The organism is Paenibacillus puerhi, from assembly GCF_009846885.1.
Lineage (GTDB): Bacteria > Bacillota > Bacilli > Paenibacillales > NBRC-103111 > Paenibacillus_G > Paenibacillus_G puerhi.
Map to the genome: position 1 here is coordinate 137,180 of NZ_WUWM01000009.1, position 14,043 is coordinate 151,222.

Genomic DNA, 14,043 nt, shown 5'->3' on the forward strand with positions numbered 1-14,043 from the left:
ATGGATGAGCTGCTTCAACTTAACCTACAGCTTTTCAGCATGATCGGCACGATCGCGTTCGCTATCTCGGGCGCGGTCGTAGCTATGGAAGAAGAATACGATATTCTGGGCGTGTTCGTACTAGCCCTCGTCACTGCATTCGGTGGCGGGGTCGTTCGCAATGTGTTAATCGGCATCCCGGTTACTACGCTTTGGGAACAAGGGAATTTATTCAAGACTGCACTTATAGCGGCATTTCTCGTCTTTATCGTACCGGTCAGCTGGATTCGGAAGTGGAAAACCTGGGAATCGTTATTCGACGCCATCGGTTTGGCTGCGTTTGCTATACAGGGAGCTTTATATGCCAAGCAGATGAATGTACCGTTGTCGGCCGTGATGGTAGCGGCGATGCTGACGGGGATCGGCGGAGGGATGATCCGCGACGTGCTGGCTGGGCGCAAGCCGCTAGTGCTACGCGACGAGATCTATGCGGTATGGGCCATGCTGGCGGGGCTGTTGATCGGACTGGGCTGGGTGCAGGGCTCCTGGCAGCTGCTGACCCTCTTCGCTATCGTCGTCCTGCTGCGGATGCTGTCCGTTATGCGGAAGTGGCGGCTGCCGCGGCGTACGCTCAAGCTGTCGGACGAGCCATCGATGGAGAAAAGCTAGCAAGGCGAAAGGAGTCGTGCATGCTCTATGGAGCAAAACGCGGAACTATCCTGGAAGGAACGGAAGCTTGTATCCTCGGAATCTATGCAGGAGAGACTGGAGACGGTCCGCACCTTGCGAGAGGATGAGCTGGAGTTGTATGAAATCGGCAAGGACCGGTCAACGGGCGAGCATTATTTGCATTATGCCTACCTTCACCGGAACGTCGCTGCGATAGGAACAGGCGGACAGGATGAAATCTTCCATCAGCTGCTGCCACTGGAGTCCGACGATGTGCTGGGCATTCTGTTTGGCGAGCAGCCGTATGCTTATCCTGAGCATTGGGGCAAGCCTTTTCTGCGCAACGGCCCGGATGGCGACTATGTCTGGTTCGATCCCTCTTATGCGGAAGAGGAAGAAGATTATGAGGCGATCGGCCGGCAGATCGTGGAGGAGCTGAACCTTTTTAAGGCGCAGGGCGATTTGTCCGAGGCTGCCGTGGAGCGGCTGCTTCGGCGCCTGGAGCCGGGCGAGAAGGATTCGGAGGAAAAGTAGCGGGCCCTGGCGCATGAATTTGCTGCAGATGATTCATCCTAAACCTGGAGTCTCCACTAGCAGGAGAAACAGGAGGGAAGTGCAGGATGAATATCAGGATAACGGGCAAAGCAGCCGCTTATGGTCTCTGTCTGGCTGCCGTTTCAAGCTTGCTGCTAAGCGGCTGTTCGGGCAACAAGCCTTCCGACAGGGGGCCGGGGGCGGGGCTTGCGGATTATCGCCAGCATGCGCTGTATGACCGCGACTCGCGAAATAATGAAGATCCGTCGCTTGGCGTGAAGGACCGCTGGGTGAAGGATCAGGAGGAGCGTAAAGCTCCCGAATACATCGGCCGGACCCAGCTCGACATGACCAACCGTCATTTGGCGAATACGATCGCGTTCGACCCGGGTATCGCGGCCAAGATCGCCGAGCTGCCCGGAGTGCGGTCTGCTCAGGTGCTGATGACCGAGGTGAATGCTTATGTAGCGGTCGTCCTGGAAGGCCATAATCCCGACGAGGAAGCGAATCCTGACACGATGAGCCATCGGATGACGGAGAAGGGCGGTGCCGGTTTGTTCGGCACCGGACAAGGGACGCCGAACCGGATCTCCTGGACGGAGAACGGCGGTCTCGGCTACAGCAAGGCCGACGAGATCCGGAAGCTGGTGCATGCGGCCGCTCCTACGAATATTCAGGAGGTCTTTGTGTCCGCTAACCCGAACTTTGTACAGCGTGTGCGTTTGTATGCCAAGGAAGAGCAAGGTCCGGTCGGCCTTACACCGTACGTGAATGAGTTTAATACGATGATTCAATATGTGTTTCCGGATAATGCCGATACGCGTAAGTAGCGATCGGTTATCGACAGCCTTCTATCCCACTGCTAAGGTGGATGGGGGGCTTTTTTTAAACGAAATTTAACTTCCTATCCCGCCTGGAGTCCCCTAGAATATAAGGAACTTTAAGCGCGATTGAACGACTTTGAGATGGAGAAGCTGCCTATGAAAAGAATCTTGTATATCGAAGACGACGAGGAAATCGGCAATTGGGTGAAAACGGATCTGGAGCGGCGAGGATACTGCGTAACTTGGCTGACATCTGGCGAAGGGGCAGTGGAAGAAGCGAAGCAGGCCGATGTCGTGGTGCTGGACGTCATGCTGCCCGGTCTGGATGGATTTTCGGTCGGTCAAAGGCTGAAGCGGGAAGCGCCGCGGGTGCCTATTCTGATGCTGTCGGCGCTGGCCTCAATGGAGGACAAGCTGCAGGGACTTAGCTTTGCGGACGATTATATGACCAAGCCCTTCCATCCGGACGAGCTGGCGGCGCGTCTTGACGTATTGCAGCGGAGGTTCGGCCATGCTTTCGGTCAAGAAGTTCGTCTGGGACATATCCGGGTGCGGCTGGATCAGCAATCCGTCATCGATGAGCGGAGCGGCGAGGAAATTCAGCTGACCTCCAAGCAGCTGCATATTCTTCGTTTTTTCATCAAGCATGCCAATCAGATCGTGACGAAGGAACAAATCTACGAGTCCGTATGGGGCGAGCCTTATCTAGAAGGGGATAAAACAGTGATGGTTCACATTCGTTACCTGCGCGAAAAAATAGAGATTGAGCCTAGTGAGCCGGCGATTATCGAAACGATCCGAGGCCTGGGCTATCGGGTGAAGCTATGAGGGCATGGTTCCGGAACTCGCTGCTATCGAAATATATGCTCATCATTCTGGGGGCGCTGGTGCTGCTTCCGGCAACCTTCATCCTTGTGCCTATCCTGATGTTTCTGTCGATTGACACGATGGGCGGAGATAGCGGCGGCAAGGAGCGGTATGAAAGCGCAGTCCGGTTGGAAGCCATGTGGCATCGAGAAGCGGCGAAGCTTGGCGGTGCGTCCCCGGAGACGATAACTCGGGAACTGGCGGTGCTTCAGGAGCGCTATCCGGAAGCAGGCATGCTCTATGTGGACGCAGCGGGCGCTACCCGGGTACAGCTTCCAGTGACAAACGAGTATCCTGAAGTGTGGACATCCTCGTATTCGATTCGATTTATGAAGGAGCGGATTAACGGCGATCCGTTTACGGTCGTTGCTTTCCTCGGAGAGGCTCAGGAGGAAGGGTTCCTGATCTTTGAGCTTCCGCGTGAGTATCTGAAGCCGCAAGGAGGGCTGCTGTGGGAGAGCCATGGGACATTCGTTATGACAGGCATGCTGCTTATCATAGCGGCTTTCCTGAGTATCTCCTTCCTGTTCTTCAATCAGATCAGGCGGCGGCTCGTTCGCATGCAAAAGGCGATGACGGAAGCAGCCGACCATGGCCTGCCAGGTCCGATCACCGTGCAGAATGAGGACGAAATCGGACGGCTGGAGGCGACGTTTAACGATATGGTGCGGAAGCTGGAGGACAGCCGGACACGTGAAGCCGGAGAGGAGGCGCTGCGCAGAGATCTGATCGCCAAGCTGTCGCATGATCTGCGCACCCCGCTGACGACTATCCGCGGTCATGCGTATAGCTTAAGAGGCGAGAAGCTGTCGGACAGAGGGATCGAATCCACCCGGCTGATCGAAAGCAAAATCGATCATCTCAGCCGACTGATCGACAACCTGTTCTCGTATTCGCTGCTAGCCGCCGGCAAATACCCGTATCAGCCCCGTTCCGTCGAGATGGTGCGGACCGTTCGGACGCTGTTTGCAAGCTGGTATCCGGTCTTTGAGCAGGCAGGCTTTACGATGGACCTGGATGTAGATGACAAATCCGTCTATTGGCAGGTTGATCCGGCTTGGCTGGAGCGCGTATTGGACAATTATTTGCAGAATGTGCTCCGTCATGCCAGCTCTGGCCGCTATATCGGTTTGCATGTGACAAGTGAGCATGGAGGGGCCATTATCATCACCGATCATGGTCCGGGCATGACCGGAGAGTCTCCGGAGAAGGGGGCCGGACTTGGCTTGTCCATCATTTCCTTGATGCTGAAGGAGATGAGGCTGAAGAGCTCCATCTCAAGCAAGACCGGAGAGACCATCATTCGCATCTCGCCTAAAGCTCACGCTGGCGGAGTCGCCGACTCCGGTTAGCGTGTTTTTTCTGTGGGAGAGAGCTCAGGAGCTCCCCGAGAAGGACACGTTTCTGGTCCTTGCCGATTTTTAAACGAATTTTAAACGGAACGGGCTCCGGGATTTAACCTTGCGCATGTAAGATAGGTTGCGAGGTGATAGAAGGATGAATTCATGGATCGTAGAAACTGAGAAACTAACGAAAGCAATAGGTGGGAAGGCGGTCGTAAACGACGTAAAGATTCAGATCGGACAAGGAGATATTTACGGGTTCCTGGGGCCGAACGGCGCAGGTAAAACGACAACTATCCGCATGCTGCTGGGCCTCGCCAAGCCGACTCAGGGAAGTATCCGCATATTCGGAAAGGATCTGAGAAAAGAAAGGCTGTCCATTCTGCGCAAGGTAGGTTCGCTCGTCGAGTATCCGTCCTACTACGGGCATTTGAATGCACGAGAGAATCTGGAGGTTGTCCGCCGTCTGCTCGGCGCGCCGCGCGCCAGGATTGGTGAAGTATTGGACGTGGTGCGGCTGACGGCAGAATCCAGCAGGCCTGTAAAAGGCTTCTCGCTCGGCATGAAGCAGAGGCTGGGCATCGCCACCGCTCTGCTGGGGCAGCCTGAGCTGCTGATTCTGGATGAGCCGACCAACGGCCTGGACCCTGCGGGCATTCTCGAGATCCGTGAGCTGATCAAGCGCATGCCGAAGGAACTGGGGATGACCGTTCTGGTATCGAGCCATCTCCTGTCGGAGATTGAGCAAATGGCGACGAAAGTCGGGATTATTGCTAAGGGAAGAATGCTATTTCAAGATTCCATCGGTGCGCTGCGGGAAAGGGCGCAGGCAAAAGTCCGGCTCGGGGTAAGCGATCCGGAATCGGCTTGGAGGCAGCTGCTCGCGGCGGGCTATGAGGCGGAATGGGACCGCAGCCGGCTGACCGTGAACGGGGCATCCGATTCTAGGATTGCAGCTATCGTAGCCAGTCTGGTCCGGCAAGACTTCGACGTCTACCGCGTGGAGGAGGAGGGAGCTTCATTGGAGAGCATCTTCTTGAAGATGACCGGCGGGGAGGGGAGTCTATGATCGTTCGTGTGCTCATGACAGAGCTGTTGAAAATCCGCAAAAAGCTGATCTGGTTCCTGATTGTGCTGGGACCGCTCGGAGTAGTCGGTTTGCAAGGATTGAATTACGCTCTTCGTTACGACTACTTGATGAAGAGGTACGCGTCCGATCCGTGGAGCAGCTTGCTGGGCAATGTCTCGATGCTGACCGTGCCGACGCTCTTCATCGGGTTAACCCTGATCGCTTCCTTGACGGCCGGCATCGAGCATCAGATGAACGCCTGGAAGCAGACGCTTGCGCTGCCCGTGACGAAGACTCAGGTGTACATGGGCAAATTTCTGCTGACCTTGCTGCTGCTCGGCTGCTCGGCGACACTGCTTGCCATCGGGACGATCGGTCTCGGTGCGGGTCTTGGATTTGGAATAGGTCTGATCCCGTACCGTTCCCTGCTCATGATGGCTTACTACCCGTACCTGGCTATCGTCCCGTTCATCGCGCTGCAGGTATGGCTTTCCGTAACGATGCACAATCAAGCTGTTCCGCTCATGATCGGAATAGCCGGAACTGTGTTTTCGCTTTTTTCGGTCCGGTTCGGCGATTGGATGCCCTATAAATGGCCGTATTTGCAAAATGCAGCCGGCAACCCGCTTGATTCGGTAACATGGGGACTTCTCGGAGGGATAGTAGTCCTAGGTGCGGGCTTGCTCGAATTTATACGTAAGGATGTGAAGTAGTCCATGATCGCTATGATACGTTCGGAATGGCTCAAGCTCCGGAGAACGGTCATCTGGATGCTGGCTGCAGTCAGCCCGCTGCTTGCGGCGTCCATCGGTTTTTTTGAAGGTGAACGTGCTCAGGACTCTTCGGCGTGGCTGATCCTGCTATCCGAGATGTCTGTGCTGCATGCCATGCTGTTTCTTCCGTTACTGACAGGCGTTTACGCGGCGCTGGTATGCCGTTATGAGCATATCGGCGGAGGCTGGAAACAAATGCTTGCCCTTCCTGTCACGCGCAGCCAGGTATTTTTGGTGAAGCTTGGATTCGTCGTCCTGCTGCTTGTCATCACGCAACTGTTATTTCTGGGAAGCTTGCTGCTTGTCGGGATGGCATTAGGGCTAGCATCCCCGATCCCTTGGATAGTGCTGCTGCGCTCATTATTAGGCGGTTTGCTGGCTTGTTTGCCGCTGGCTGCGATGCAGCTGGGAATCTCGATGGCGTGGTCTAGCTTCGCGGCGCCGCTCGCCGTCAACGCTATTTTTACCTTGCCCAATATGCTGATTACCAACTCCGCCGACTATGGACCTTACTACGCCTGGGCTCAGCCGATGCTGGCCATGATGCCCGGCAGTCCTACTGCATTCGGCGCTTTCAATGTGTCTGCAGCCACGTTGTTCGGGATTATACTGGGCGGGTTTGCGCTGTTCCTGCTATCCAGTATGGTTTATTTCTCGAAGAAAGCGATTTGACTAGGTTTGGGCGGCTCAGCCGCAGATTCGGTTAATCCTCCAAAGCAGTAAGCAGAGCTACTAGCTACTGCTGTCGGATTGTTGCTCGTCCGCTTATCCAGATGCCGATCTGCTGCAGCAGATCGGCATCTGCTATGATAAGAAAGACCCGGTTTCGAAGTAAGACAGCATTAACATAGAAATACATTCCCCCCAAAAAAACACATCCACGGTCTTCCAATAAACTTTCATGCAGCTCCTCTCCGGATATATGCTCATAATAGGGGATGCCAAGCCCTCCCATTCGGCCATACCCTGATAAATAATCGGACCAACCCGTTTAGTTAACTTGGAGGTCAAGGGAGCTTAATGGGCAAGACCAGTTCTCTCCCGCGAATAAAAAAAATACCGTCCGGGGGTACGGGACCTCCGAACGGTCTTGATGCGGGCTCGTCCAAGGGAGGAGAGCCTACAGCCTACATCTCGAACTTATAGCCGACTCCCCATACCGTCTTGATGTGCTTCGGCTCCTTAGGTTCGCTTTCAACCTTCTTGCGCAGATTGGTGATATGAACATCTACAGACCTCTCGGTCACGAACGAATCGATCCCCCGGATTTTATTCAATAATTCCTCTCTAGAGAACACTTTGCCCGGATACAGCCAGAAGTTTTTCATAATTTCGAATTCCGAGTAGGTCGTTTCGATAGGCTGCTTGTGAATATAAATACAGCGTTTCTCCATATCGAGCACGATATCCCGCTTATCCTCGGCTACCGTTTCGGTTCCCGGAGCAGCGCTTGTTTGATGCGTCAGGGCCGAGCGCCGCAGCAGAGCAGTCGTTCGCGCGGCAAGCTCCCTCATACTGAAGGGCTTGCATAAATAGTCATCCGCGCCGTTCATCAAAGCGTTGACCCTCTCGGAAACTTCGTTCTTGGCCGAGACGATCATGATGGGGACGGAGGAGACCTTGCGGAGCTGCTTGCACAGATCAATGCCGTTCGTGTCCGGCAGCATCAGGTCGAGAATAATAACGTCGGGATGGTGTTCATTGAACATCCGGATGCCCTGTTGGCCGTCAGAAGCCCTGTTGACCGTATAGCCTTCCTCGCTCAAATAAATGGACATCATATCTGCGATACCATGATCATCTTCAACCAGCAATATTCTAGACATGACAGCCACCTCGACAATCGAAAATATTAGGAACTTGTTAGAGATATTCATATCTTATAAATTCCTTGCTGCTACTTTTCAAAACATTAGCATGCATAATAGGAATAAATGGAGATACGAAAAGAAAATACAGTTGGACTGGTTTCCAGCATTTTGAAATGGTTAAAGATAATGTAACAGAATGTAAGCGATAAAAACTATCTCGGTGTGGTTCGTAAGTACGAACACACGAATAGGAGGAAGCGACCTTGATTAAGACGTGTACCCGCCTGGAGCGGCAAATTCAGAAATGTGTCGATGAACTGGGCCAGCTGATTTCCGGCCAAAATTTGCAGTTAACCGACCCGAAGGTAGTCAGAAAGAGCATGGAGCTGGACCAGCTGATCCTGAGGGCCATGCGCGATTCCCGTCCGATCCGTAAAACCTCTTGATGAATTCAAGAGCGGCTCGATTCCGCAAGGAAGGACAGGACGGCTGCTTCGATCCTTCGAGCGTTAATTTTCCATACGGGGGTCTCTACAGATCCCCAATAACGATTATGTAGTTCATCAGAGTATGTCCCGGACGATCGGCAGCGATTCGTCCTTTTCTTTTTTACCTGATCATGATGAACCGGAGGGAGGACACCCGCAAAGCGCGAAGGAGCTGCGCAGGCTCCTCGGATGTCCCGAGCCAACCTGACGGAAGCGCTTTATTGAGTTATCGGCGGAATCCCTCCGGTAACAAGAAGGAAGAAGCGCGGCTACTCCTTCATGCACCACGATTCTCCCCAATGCTGGACGGCTTCCATAACCGGCTGCAGCGCTTTTCCCTTTTCAGTCAATTGGTATTCGATACGCACCGGCGTCTCGGGATATACGTGCCTGCTGATGACTCCGACGGCTTCCAGCTCCTTGAACCGCTCCGCCAGCATCCGGTCGCTCATACCGGGTATCATCTCCGAAATATCTTTAAATCTCCTTGGACCTTGCAGCAGCGCACGGACAATCAACCCCGTCCATCGTTTCCCCAAAATTTCAAAAGCTGCTTCAAACCTCGGACACATCGCTTGTGGATGATCGGACATCGTTCTCACCTCTTCTGTATTCATTTTAGCATAAGTTACTTCGATTAAGTAAGGTTTTTGTGTCGAGTTTGCGCATCTTGTCCGATTTTTGCTAGTCGGCAGCCAATTCGAAAGGGCTTTCTTGTCGACTGTTGCAATTTTTGGTTGAAAAAAAGCGTCAAATCCAGTATAAATGCGATAGGAGTCTGCAACATTATCGACAGGAGGAATAGGCAAACATGTACGGAGCACCTTATACAGGACAAGCCAAAAAGATGCTGCTGCTTGGTTCGGGCGAGCTTGGCAAGGAGGTCGTGCTCGAAGCGCAGCGTCTAGGCGTCGAGACCGTCGCCGTAGACCGCTACGCCCACGCCCCGGCTATGCAGGTAGCGCATCGCTCCCATGTGATCGATATGCTGGACGGCGAGGCGCTGAGGCGCGTGATCGAAGCGGAACGTCCGGACCTGATCGTGCCGGAGATTGAAGCCATCGCTACCCAGACGCTTGTCGAGCTGGAGGCAGAGGGCTATATGGTCGTTCCGACGGCCAATGCGGCTCGATTGACGATGGATCGGGAGGGTATCCGTCGCCTGGCAGCGGAGACGCTCGGTCTGCCGACCGCCCGATATGCGTTTGCGGACAGTCTGGAGGAACTGAAGGCGGCCGTAGCCGAGATCGGCACTCCTTGCGTCATCAAGCCGATCATGAGTTCGTCGGGCAAAGGTCAGAGCGTATGCCGGACGCCCGAGGACGTGGAGCATTCATGGAATTATGCGATGGAGGGCGGACGGGCTAAGAAAACCCGGGTCATCGTTGAGGAATTTATCCGATTCGATTCGGAAATAACGCTCCTGACCGTCCGCTCTGTGAGCGGAACGACTTTTTGCGCGCCGATCGGGCATATTCAGAAAGATGGCGACTATATTGAATCTTGGCAGCCGCACGGGATGAGCGATGCGCAGATTCAAGAAGCGCAGCAGATCGCCGGGGCCGTTACGGAAGCGCTCGGAGGCTGGGGCATCTATGGCGTAGAGCTCTTTCTTGCTCCGGACCGCGTTTATTTCAGCGAAGTAAGTCCGCGTCCGCATGATACGGGCATGGTGACGATGGCGACCCAGGATTTGTCCGAGTTCGCGCTGCATGTCAGAGCCATTATGGGCTTCCCGATCCCGGATGTTCGGCTACTGACGCCGGGCGCCTCATACACGCTCAAGGCGGATCGCGATAGCCGGGATTTCCGCATCGGGGGGCTGGAGGACGCTTTGGCCGTGCCTCATGCGCAAGTCCGCGTATTCGGCAAGCCCGAGACGAAGCCTGGACGCCGTATGGCGGTAGCTCTTGCCTCGGCTGATCGCGTGGAGACTGCCAGAGACCGCGCCAAGCAGGCAGCGCATTCGCTGCGATTGGAATACATAACGAGGAGTGGATCGGATGAACGCGCATGAGATTGATTACCGGATCGAAGGCTCGGAGATGCAATTTGTCGAAATCGAGCTGGATCCGGGCGAAAGCGTAATTGCTGAAGCGGGCAGCATGATGATGATGGACCAAAACATCACGATGGAAACGATCTTTGGCGATGGCAGCGATCAAGACAAGGGACTCGTCGGCAAGCTCTTCGGAGCGGGTAAGCGGCTTTTGACGGGAGAAAGCCTGTTTATGACGCTGTTTACGAACCGGGGACACGGCAAGGAGCGCGTAAGCTTCGCATCCCCTTATCCGGGCCGCATTTTGCCGATGGATTTGTCGGAGCTAAGCGGCAAGCTGATCTGTCAGAAGGATGCCTTCCTGTGCGCGGCCAAGGGAGTGTCGGTCGGCATTGATTTCCAGCGTAAGCTGGGTGTGGGCTTCTTCGGAGGCGAAGGCTTCATCATGCAGAAAATCGAAGGGGACGGACTTGCCTTTGTCCACGCCGGAGGCGCGATCTGCGAGCGGGTGCTGCGGCCGGGAGAAATGCTTCGCGTCGATACAGGCTGTCTGGTGGCGATGACACAGGATATCGACTACGATATCGAATTCGTCAAGGGAGTCAAGACAGCTCTGTTCGGAGGAGAGGGCTTGTTCTTCGCCACGCTCCGCGGACCGGGACGCGTATGGATCCAGTCTCTGCCGTTCAGCAGGCTGGCAGACCGGGTTCTGAGCGCTTCGCGTGCAGGAGGACGGAAGGAAGAAGGCAGTATCCTCGGGGGCCTCGGCAATCTGCTTGACGGCGACCGTTAAGAACGTTATCATTCTTAATACAGAGTTTTGACATTCAAAATGCTCAAGTGGAAAAGGAGTGCTGAAGATGGCATATAACCCACAGGTCGTCGATGCCAAAATCGTCAGCCACAATCCGAAGAATGGATTGTTCGAGATCGTAGCCCAACTCAAAGACCGGACCGTATGCCGTCTGATCTATGATACGGACGCCACCGGCAGTCTGCAGCCGACACATATCAACAGGCTGCTCAAGGAGCCCTGCCCGATTTGCCGCAAAGATTTCTTATGCAACTGCATGTCCAAGTTCAAAGGGACGATCTCCGAGCAAGCTCTGGAGATTGCAGGTAACCCGAACTGACGCCTGCCGTAATGAAAGCGCGATGAACCGCCCGCCCTGGAGGCGAGGCTGCTGAACAAGTGCTTTGACACAGAAAAGGTACAGCCCCTCAGACATGAGGAGGCCGTACCTTTTTTATTTGGATACTGGTTGGATGGCAGCGGCCAAAGAGTACTACATAAAGATAGTACTGGCCGGATTGCGGAAAGCTGGTAAGATATAACTATCAACACCAGGTACTAAAAGCTAATCATAAACTTAATATGAAGAGGTGTCGGACATGATGAAAAAACGGAATACCGGAGCTTTTACCTTTCTGGCTTGGGCCTCATTTACTTTCGCGCTGCTGGCCATGTTTATCGGCATTTATACGCTGGAAGAAACGCTTTCGGTGAAGGGATATTACGCAGTCACCGCCCTGTACCTGACGATGGCTTCGTTCGTTCTTCAGAAAACGATTCGCGACAACCAGGAAGACGGAGAAGGGGAGAGCCGCAGAAGAAATACCGGCGCGTTCACCTTCCTGTCCTGGACGGCCTTCGGAACGGCGCTGCTGGCCATGTTTATAGGGATCTTCAATCTGAACCAGCCGCTCTCCGTTCAAGGGTATTATGCGGTTACGGCATTGTTTCTGACCATGTCGTCCTTCGTTCTCCAGAAGACGGTACGCGACAACAAGGAGGATCAGGATGTATACGGCAGGACGGAAGTCCTCGAATAGCTCGTTAACCAAGGAGACCATCCGAGATGCGGAAGGTCTTTTTTGTTCTCGCCCGGACAATTATGGTAGAATGATATACACAGCCGCAAAGGAGATGAAGCATGCGTATCGGTATCGTGTCGGACACACACTTATACGATCACAAGCCGGAGCTTCCGGCCGCCTTGGTCGAGGGCTTGAGCGGTGTGGACTTGATTCTTCATGCCGGGGACTGGATCGCAGAGTCTATCGTTGATCGGTTCGCTGCGATCGCGCCTGTAGACGGGATTGCAGGCAATAACGACGGGCCGGGGATCGTCCGTCGATTCGGCAGGAGCAAGGTGCTGGAGCTGGCCGGGTACCGCATCGGTCTCGTTCATGGAGACGGAGGGCGCTCAACGCCGGATACGGCTTACCGGACCTTCTGCGCTTCTGGCGGGGAGGCGTCCGTCGATATCGTGCTGTTCGGACATTCGCATATTCCGTATCAGGACATGCGCGGCGGCGTTCTGCTCTTTAACCCCGGATCGCCTACCGACAAGCGGCGTCAAGACATGTACTCCTATGGCATTCTGGAGCTTACCGAACAGATCGGAGCCCGGCATTATTATTACACGGACCGCAGTCCGGCTAAATATTCATGAGATGGAGGATAAGCAAATGGCCAGTTGGAAGGAAATCAGCACGAACGAGGAATGGGAGCAAGCTCTGCAAAACAGCGATAACAAAGCACTCGTGGTGCTGAAGCACAGCACGGCTTGCCCGGTCAGCTTCAACGCGCTTCAGGAGTACGAGGCCTATTTGGGCAAGTCTCCGAACACTGAGGTTGACTATCTGCTGGTGAAGGTGATCGAGTCCCGTCCGGTATCCAATCAGATTGCCGAGGACACGGGAGTCAAGCATGCCTCGCCGCAAGTGCTTTATGTAAAAAACAAAGAAACCGTATGGAATACCTCGCATTGGGCGATTACCGAGGAACATCTGAACGCCGTCTTGAACTAAGGGCAGGACAAGGGCGAGAGGGGAAGTAATATGGGCCATTTCATTCCGTTTTCCTTTTTTTCCGGTTCGTTGTTTGCTCGAAAGGTTTGTCAGGTCTATCTCCCTGCCGGATATGAGGACGGCGAGGACAACCGTTATCCCGTCGTTTATTTGCTTCATGGGCTGAATGGAGACGAAACAAGCTGGACGGTAAAGGGGAACGCCGAAGCGACCCTCAATGCGATGATGGCAGCGGGGGAACTTAGTGAAAGTATCGTCGTGATTCCGAATGACGGCGGTTACGGTCACGGAACATTCTATGTGAACTGGTATGACGGCACCGGCCGCTTCGAGGATTATTTCTTGTATGACCTGATTCCGGCGATTGACCGTGAATTCCGTACGATCGCCGATCGCACTCGCCGCTCGCTTGTGGGCCTGTCCATGGGCGGCTACGGCGCCTTTTCGCTGGCCTTGCGCAATCCCGAAACGTTCGGGGCCGCAGGCAGCATAGCCGGAGCGCTGATCTCCACCTCCCTGCTGACGCCGCAGGAGTACAGATCGGAGACGCCTCGTATTATGGGCCCGCTGCATGGTCCTTATGCCAAGCAGCTTGATTTACATGTGCTTGCCGCACAGCGCGTCCGGGAAGACCTGAGGCCCGCTTTGCATTTCAACTGCGGGCGCGGGGACTATTTATTCCCGGCTAACCAGGCGTTCAAGGCGCTGCTCGATCAGATCGGCTATGAGCACGAGTATCTGGAATTCGAAGGGGAGCATCAGTGGTCCTACTTCGCCGAGCATCTGTCCGACGCTCTGCGTTTTGTAGAGCGGGAGCTTCACGGCTAAGCGCATCCGGCGCAGGCCAGTTGGCAAAAAACCGTGGGTTTTCTC

At 54.5% G+C, this 14,043-nt stretch carries 18 protein-coding genes and 1 pseudogene; 17 read left to right on the forward strand and 2 right to left on the reverse strand.

Annotated elements, in window-relative coordinates; translation table 11 throughout:
- From GSF01_RS10350 to GSF01_RS10385, 8 genes are all read left to right on the forward strand, one after another.
- A complete protein-coding gene (locus GSF01_RS10350) occupies nt 1–648 on the forward strand; it encodes a trimeric intracellular cation channel family protein (protein ID WP_159883578.1) in 648 nt (215 codons plus the stop codon).
- 27 nt (nt 649–675) lie between these two features.
- Nucleotides 676–1,182 carry a hypothetical protein gene (locus GSF01_RS10355; protein ID WP_159883580.1) on the forward strand — a complete coding sequence of 169 codons (507 nt, stop codon included), beginning with the start codon at nt 676–678 and terminating at the stop codon, nt 1,180–1,182.
- A gap of 86 nt (nt 1,183–1,268) precedes the next feature.
- Complete coding sequence (locus tag GSF01_RS10360; protein ID WP_159883582.1) at nt 1,269–2,012, forward strand: hypothetical protein; 744 nt, start codon at nt 1,269–1,271, stop codon at nt 2,010–2,012.
- A gap of 150 nt (nt 2,013–2,162) precedes the next feature.
- Nucleotides 2,163–2,834 carry a response regulator transcription factor gene (locus GSF01_RS10365; RefSeq protein WP_159883584.1) on the forward strand — a complete coding sequence of 224 codons (672 nt, stop codon included), beginning with the start codon at nt 2,163–2,165 and terminating at the stop codon, nt 2,832–2,834.
- Nucleotides 2,831–4,225 carry a sensor histidine kinase gene (locus tag GSF01_RS10370; protein WP_159883586.1) on the forward strand — a complete coding sequence of 465 codons (1,395 nt, stop codon included), beginning with the start codon at nt 2,831–2,833 and terminating at the stop codon, nt 4,223–4,225. Before GSF01_RS10365 ends, GSF01_RS10370 begins: the two co-directional genes overlap by 4 nt.
- 145 nt (nt 4,226–4,370) lie before the next feature.
- Nucleotides 4,371–5,285 carry an ABC transporter ATP-binding protein gene (locus GSF01_RS10375; protein ID WP_159883588.1) on the forward strand — a complete coding sequence of 305 codons (915 nt, stop codon included), beginning with the start codon at nt 4,371–4,373 and terminating at the stop codon, nt 5,283–5,285.
- Nucleotides 5,282–5,998 carry an ABC transporter permease gene (locus GSF01_RS10380; protein ID WP_159883590.1) on the forward strand — a complete coding sequence of 239 codons (717 nt, stop codon included), beginning with the start codon at nt 5,282–5,284 and terminating at the stop codon, nt 5,996–5,998. Before GSF01_RS10375 ends, GSF01_RS10380 begins: the two co-directional genes overlap by 4 nt.
- A 3-nt stretch (nt 5,999–6,001) precedes the next feature.
- Nucleotides 6,002–6,730 (forward strand): ABC transporter permease, encoded by a 729-nt coding sequence (locus GSF01_RS10385; RefSeq protein WP_159883592.1) that lies wholly within the window; start codon nt 6,002–6,004, stop codon nt 6,728–6,730.
- A gap of 455 nt (nt 6,731–7,185) precedes the next feature.
- Here GSF01_RS10385 and GSF01_RS10390 read toward each other — a convergent pair whose 3' ends face one another.
- Nucleotides 7,186–7,884, reverse strand: a complete 699-nt coding sequence (locus GSF01_RS10390) for a response regulator transcription factor (protein WP_159883594.1) — start codon at nt 7,882–7,884, stop codon at nt 7,186–7,188.
- Nucleotides 7,885–8,132: 248 nt separating this feature from the next.
- On the opposite strand from GSF01_RS10390, the gene GSF01_RS10395 reads away from it, so the two are divergent.
- Nucleotides 8,133–8,315: an aspartyl-phosphate phosphatase Spo0E family protein gene (locus GSF01_RS10395; protein ID WP_235941396.1), complete on the forward strand. Its 183-nt coding sequence runs from the start codon at nt 8,133–8,135 to the stop codon at nt 8,313–8,315.
- A 311-nt stretch (nt 8,316–8,626) separates the two neighbouring features.
- Here GSF01_RS10395 and GSF01_RS10400 read toward each other — a convergent pair whose 3' ends face one another.
- A complete protein-coding gene (locus tag GSF01_RS10400; protein ID WP_159883596.1) occupies nt 8,627–8,950 on the reverse strand; it encodes a winged helix-turn-helix transcriptional regulator in 324 nt (107 codons plus the stop codon).
- Between the two features lie 218 nt (nt 8,951–9,168).
- Between GSF01_RS10400 and purT the strand changes: the two genes are divergently transcribed.
- The 8 genes and pseudogenes from purT (at nt 9,169) to GSF01_RS10435 (ending at nt 13,998) form a co-directional block, all read left to right on the forward strand.
- The gene (purT, locus tag GSF01_RS10405) at nt 9,169–10,374 is read left to right on the forward strand and encodes a formate-dependent phosphoribosylglycinamide formyltransferase (RefSeq protein WP_159883598.1); all 1,206 of its coding nucleotides are present in this window, start codon (nt 9,169–9,171) and stop codon (nt 10,372–10,374) included.
- Nucleotides 10,361–11,149: a TIGR00266 family protein gene (locus GSF01_RS10410; protein WP_159883600.1), complete on the forward strand. Its 789-nt coding sequence runs from the start codon at nt 10,361–10,363 to the stop codon at nt 11,147–11,149. The genes purT and GSF01_RS10410 overlap by 14 nt, the downstream gene beginning before the upstream one ends.
- Before the next feature lie 67 nt (nt 11,150–11,216).
- Nucleotides 11,217–11,489, forward strand: a complete 273-nt coding sequence (locus tag GSF01_RS10415) for a hypothetical protein (RefSeq protein ID WP_159883602.1) — start codon at nt 11,217–11,219, stop codon at nt 11,487–11,489.
- Between the two features lie 262 nt (nt 11,490–11,751).
- Nucleotides 11,752–11,952, forward strand: a pseudogene (locus GSF01_RS29620) (YiaA/YiaB family inner membrane protein); the annotation flags it as partial.
- Nucleotides 11,926–12,189 (forward strand): YiaA/YiaB family inner membrane protein, encoded by a 264-nt coding sequence (locus GSF01_RS29625; RefSeq protein ID WP_235941404.1) that lies wholly within the window; start codon nt 11,926–11,928, stop codon nt 12,187–12,189. The pseudogene GSF01_RS29620 and the gene GSF01_RS29625, both read left to right, overlap by 27 nt.
- 101 nt (nt 12,190–12,290) lie before the next feature.
- On the forward strand, nt 12,291–12,812 hold the full coding sequence (locus GSF01_RS10425) for a metallophosphoesterase family protein (protein WP_159883604.1): 522 nt from the start codon (nt 12,291–12,293) through the stop codon (nt 12,810–12,812).
- A gap of 16 nt (nt 12,813–12,828) precedes the next feature.
- Entirely contained in the window at nt 12,829–13,170 is a 342-nt protein-coding gene (gene ytxJ, locus GSF01_RS10430; protein ID WP_159883606.1) for a bacillithiol system redox-active protein YtxJ, read from the forward strand.
- 30 nt (nt 13,171–13,200) lie between these two features.
- Nucleotides 13,201–13,998, forward strand: coding sequence for an alpha/beta hydrolase (locus GSF01_RS10435; protein ID WP_159883608.1), 798 nt, complete (start codon nt 13,201–13,203; stop codon nt 13,996–13,998).
- Nucleotides 13,999–14,043 lie beyond the last annotated feature (45 nt).

Coding starts and splice junctions, on each gene's coding strand:
- GSF01_RS10350 (WP_159883578.1), top strand. CDS start 1: ATGGATGAGCTGCTTCAACTTAACCTACAGCTTTTCAGCATGATCGGC.
- GSF01_RS10355 (WP_159883580.1), top strand. CDS start 676: ATGGAGCAAAACGCGGAACTATCCTGGAAGGAACGGAAGCTTGTATCC.
- GSF01_RS10360 (WP_159883582.1), top strand. CDS start 1,269: ATGAATATCAGGATAACGGGCAAAGCAGCCGCTTATGGTCTCTGTCTG.
- GSF01_RS10365 (WP_159883584.1), top strand. CDS start 2,163: ATGAAAAGAATCTTGTATATCGAAGACGACGAGGAAATCGGCAATTGG.
- GSF01_RS10370 (WP_159883586.1), top strand. CDS start 2,831: ATGAGGGCATGGTTCCGGAACTCGCTGCTATCGAAATATATGCTCATC.
- GSF01_RS10375 (WP_159883588.1), top strand. CDS start 4,371: ATGAATTCATGGATCGTAGAAACTGAGAAACTAACGAAAGCAATAGGT.
- GSF01_RS10380 (WP_159883590.1), top strand. CDS start 5,282: ATGATCGTTCGTGTGCTCATGACAGAGCTGTTGAAAATCCGCAAAAAG.
- GSF01_RS10385 (WP_159883592.1), top strand. CDS start 6,002: ATGATCGCTATGATACGTTCGGAATGGCTCAAGCTCCGGAGAACGGTC.
- GSF01_RS10390 (WP_159883594.1), bottom strand. CDS start 7,884: ATGTCTAGAATATTGCTGGTTGAAGATGATCATGGTATCGCAGATATG.
- GSF01_RS10400 (WP_159883596.1), bottom strand. CDS start 8,950: ATGTCCGATCATCCACAAGCGATGTGTCCGAGGTTTGAAGCAGCTTTT.
- purT (WP_159883598.1), top strand. CDS start 9,169: ATGTACGGAGCACCTTATACAGGACAAGCCAAAAAGATGCTGCTGCTT.
- GSF01_RS10410 (WP_159883600.1), top strand. CDS start 10,361: ATGAACGCGCATGAGATTGATTACCGGATCGAAGGCTCGGAGATGCAA.
- GSF01_RS10415 (WP_159883602.1), top strand. CDS start 11,217: ATGGCATATAACCCACAGGTCGTCGATGCCAAAATCGTCAGCCACAAT.
- GSF01_RS10425 (WP_159883604.1), top strand. CDS start 12,291: ATGCGTATCGGTATCGTGTCGGACACACACTTATACGATCACAAGCCG.
- ytxJ (WP_159883606.1), top strand. CDS start 12,829: ATGGCCAGTTGGAAGGAAATCAGCACGAACGAGGAATGGGAGCAAGCT.
- GSF01_RS10435 (WP_159883608.1), top strand. CDS start 13,201: ATGGGCCATTTCATTCCGTTTTCCTTTTTTTCCGGTTCGTTGTTTGCT.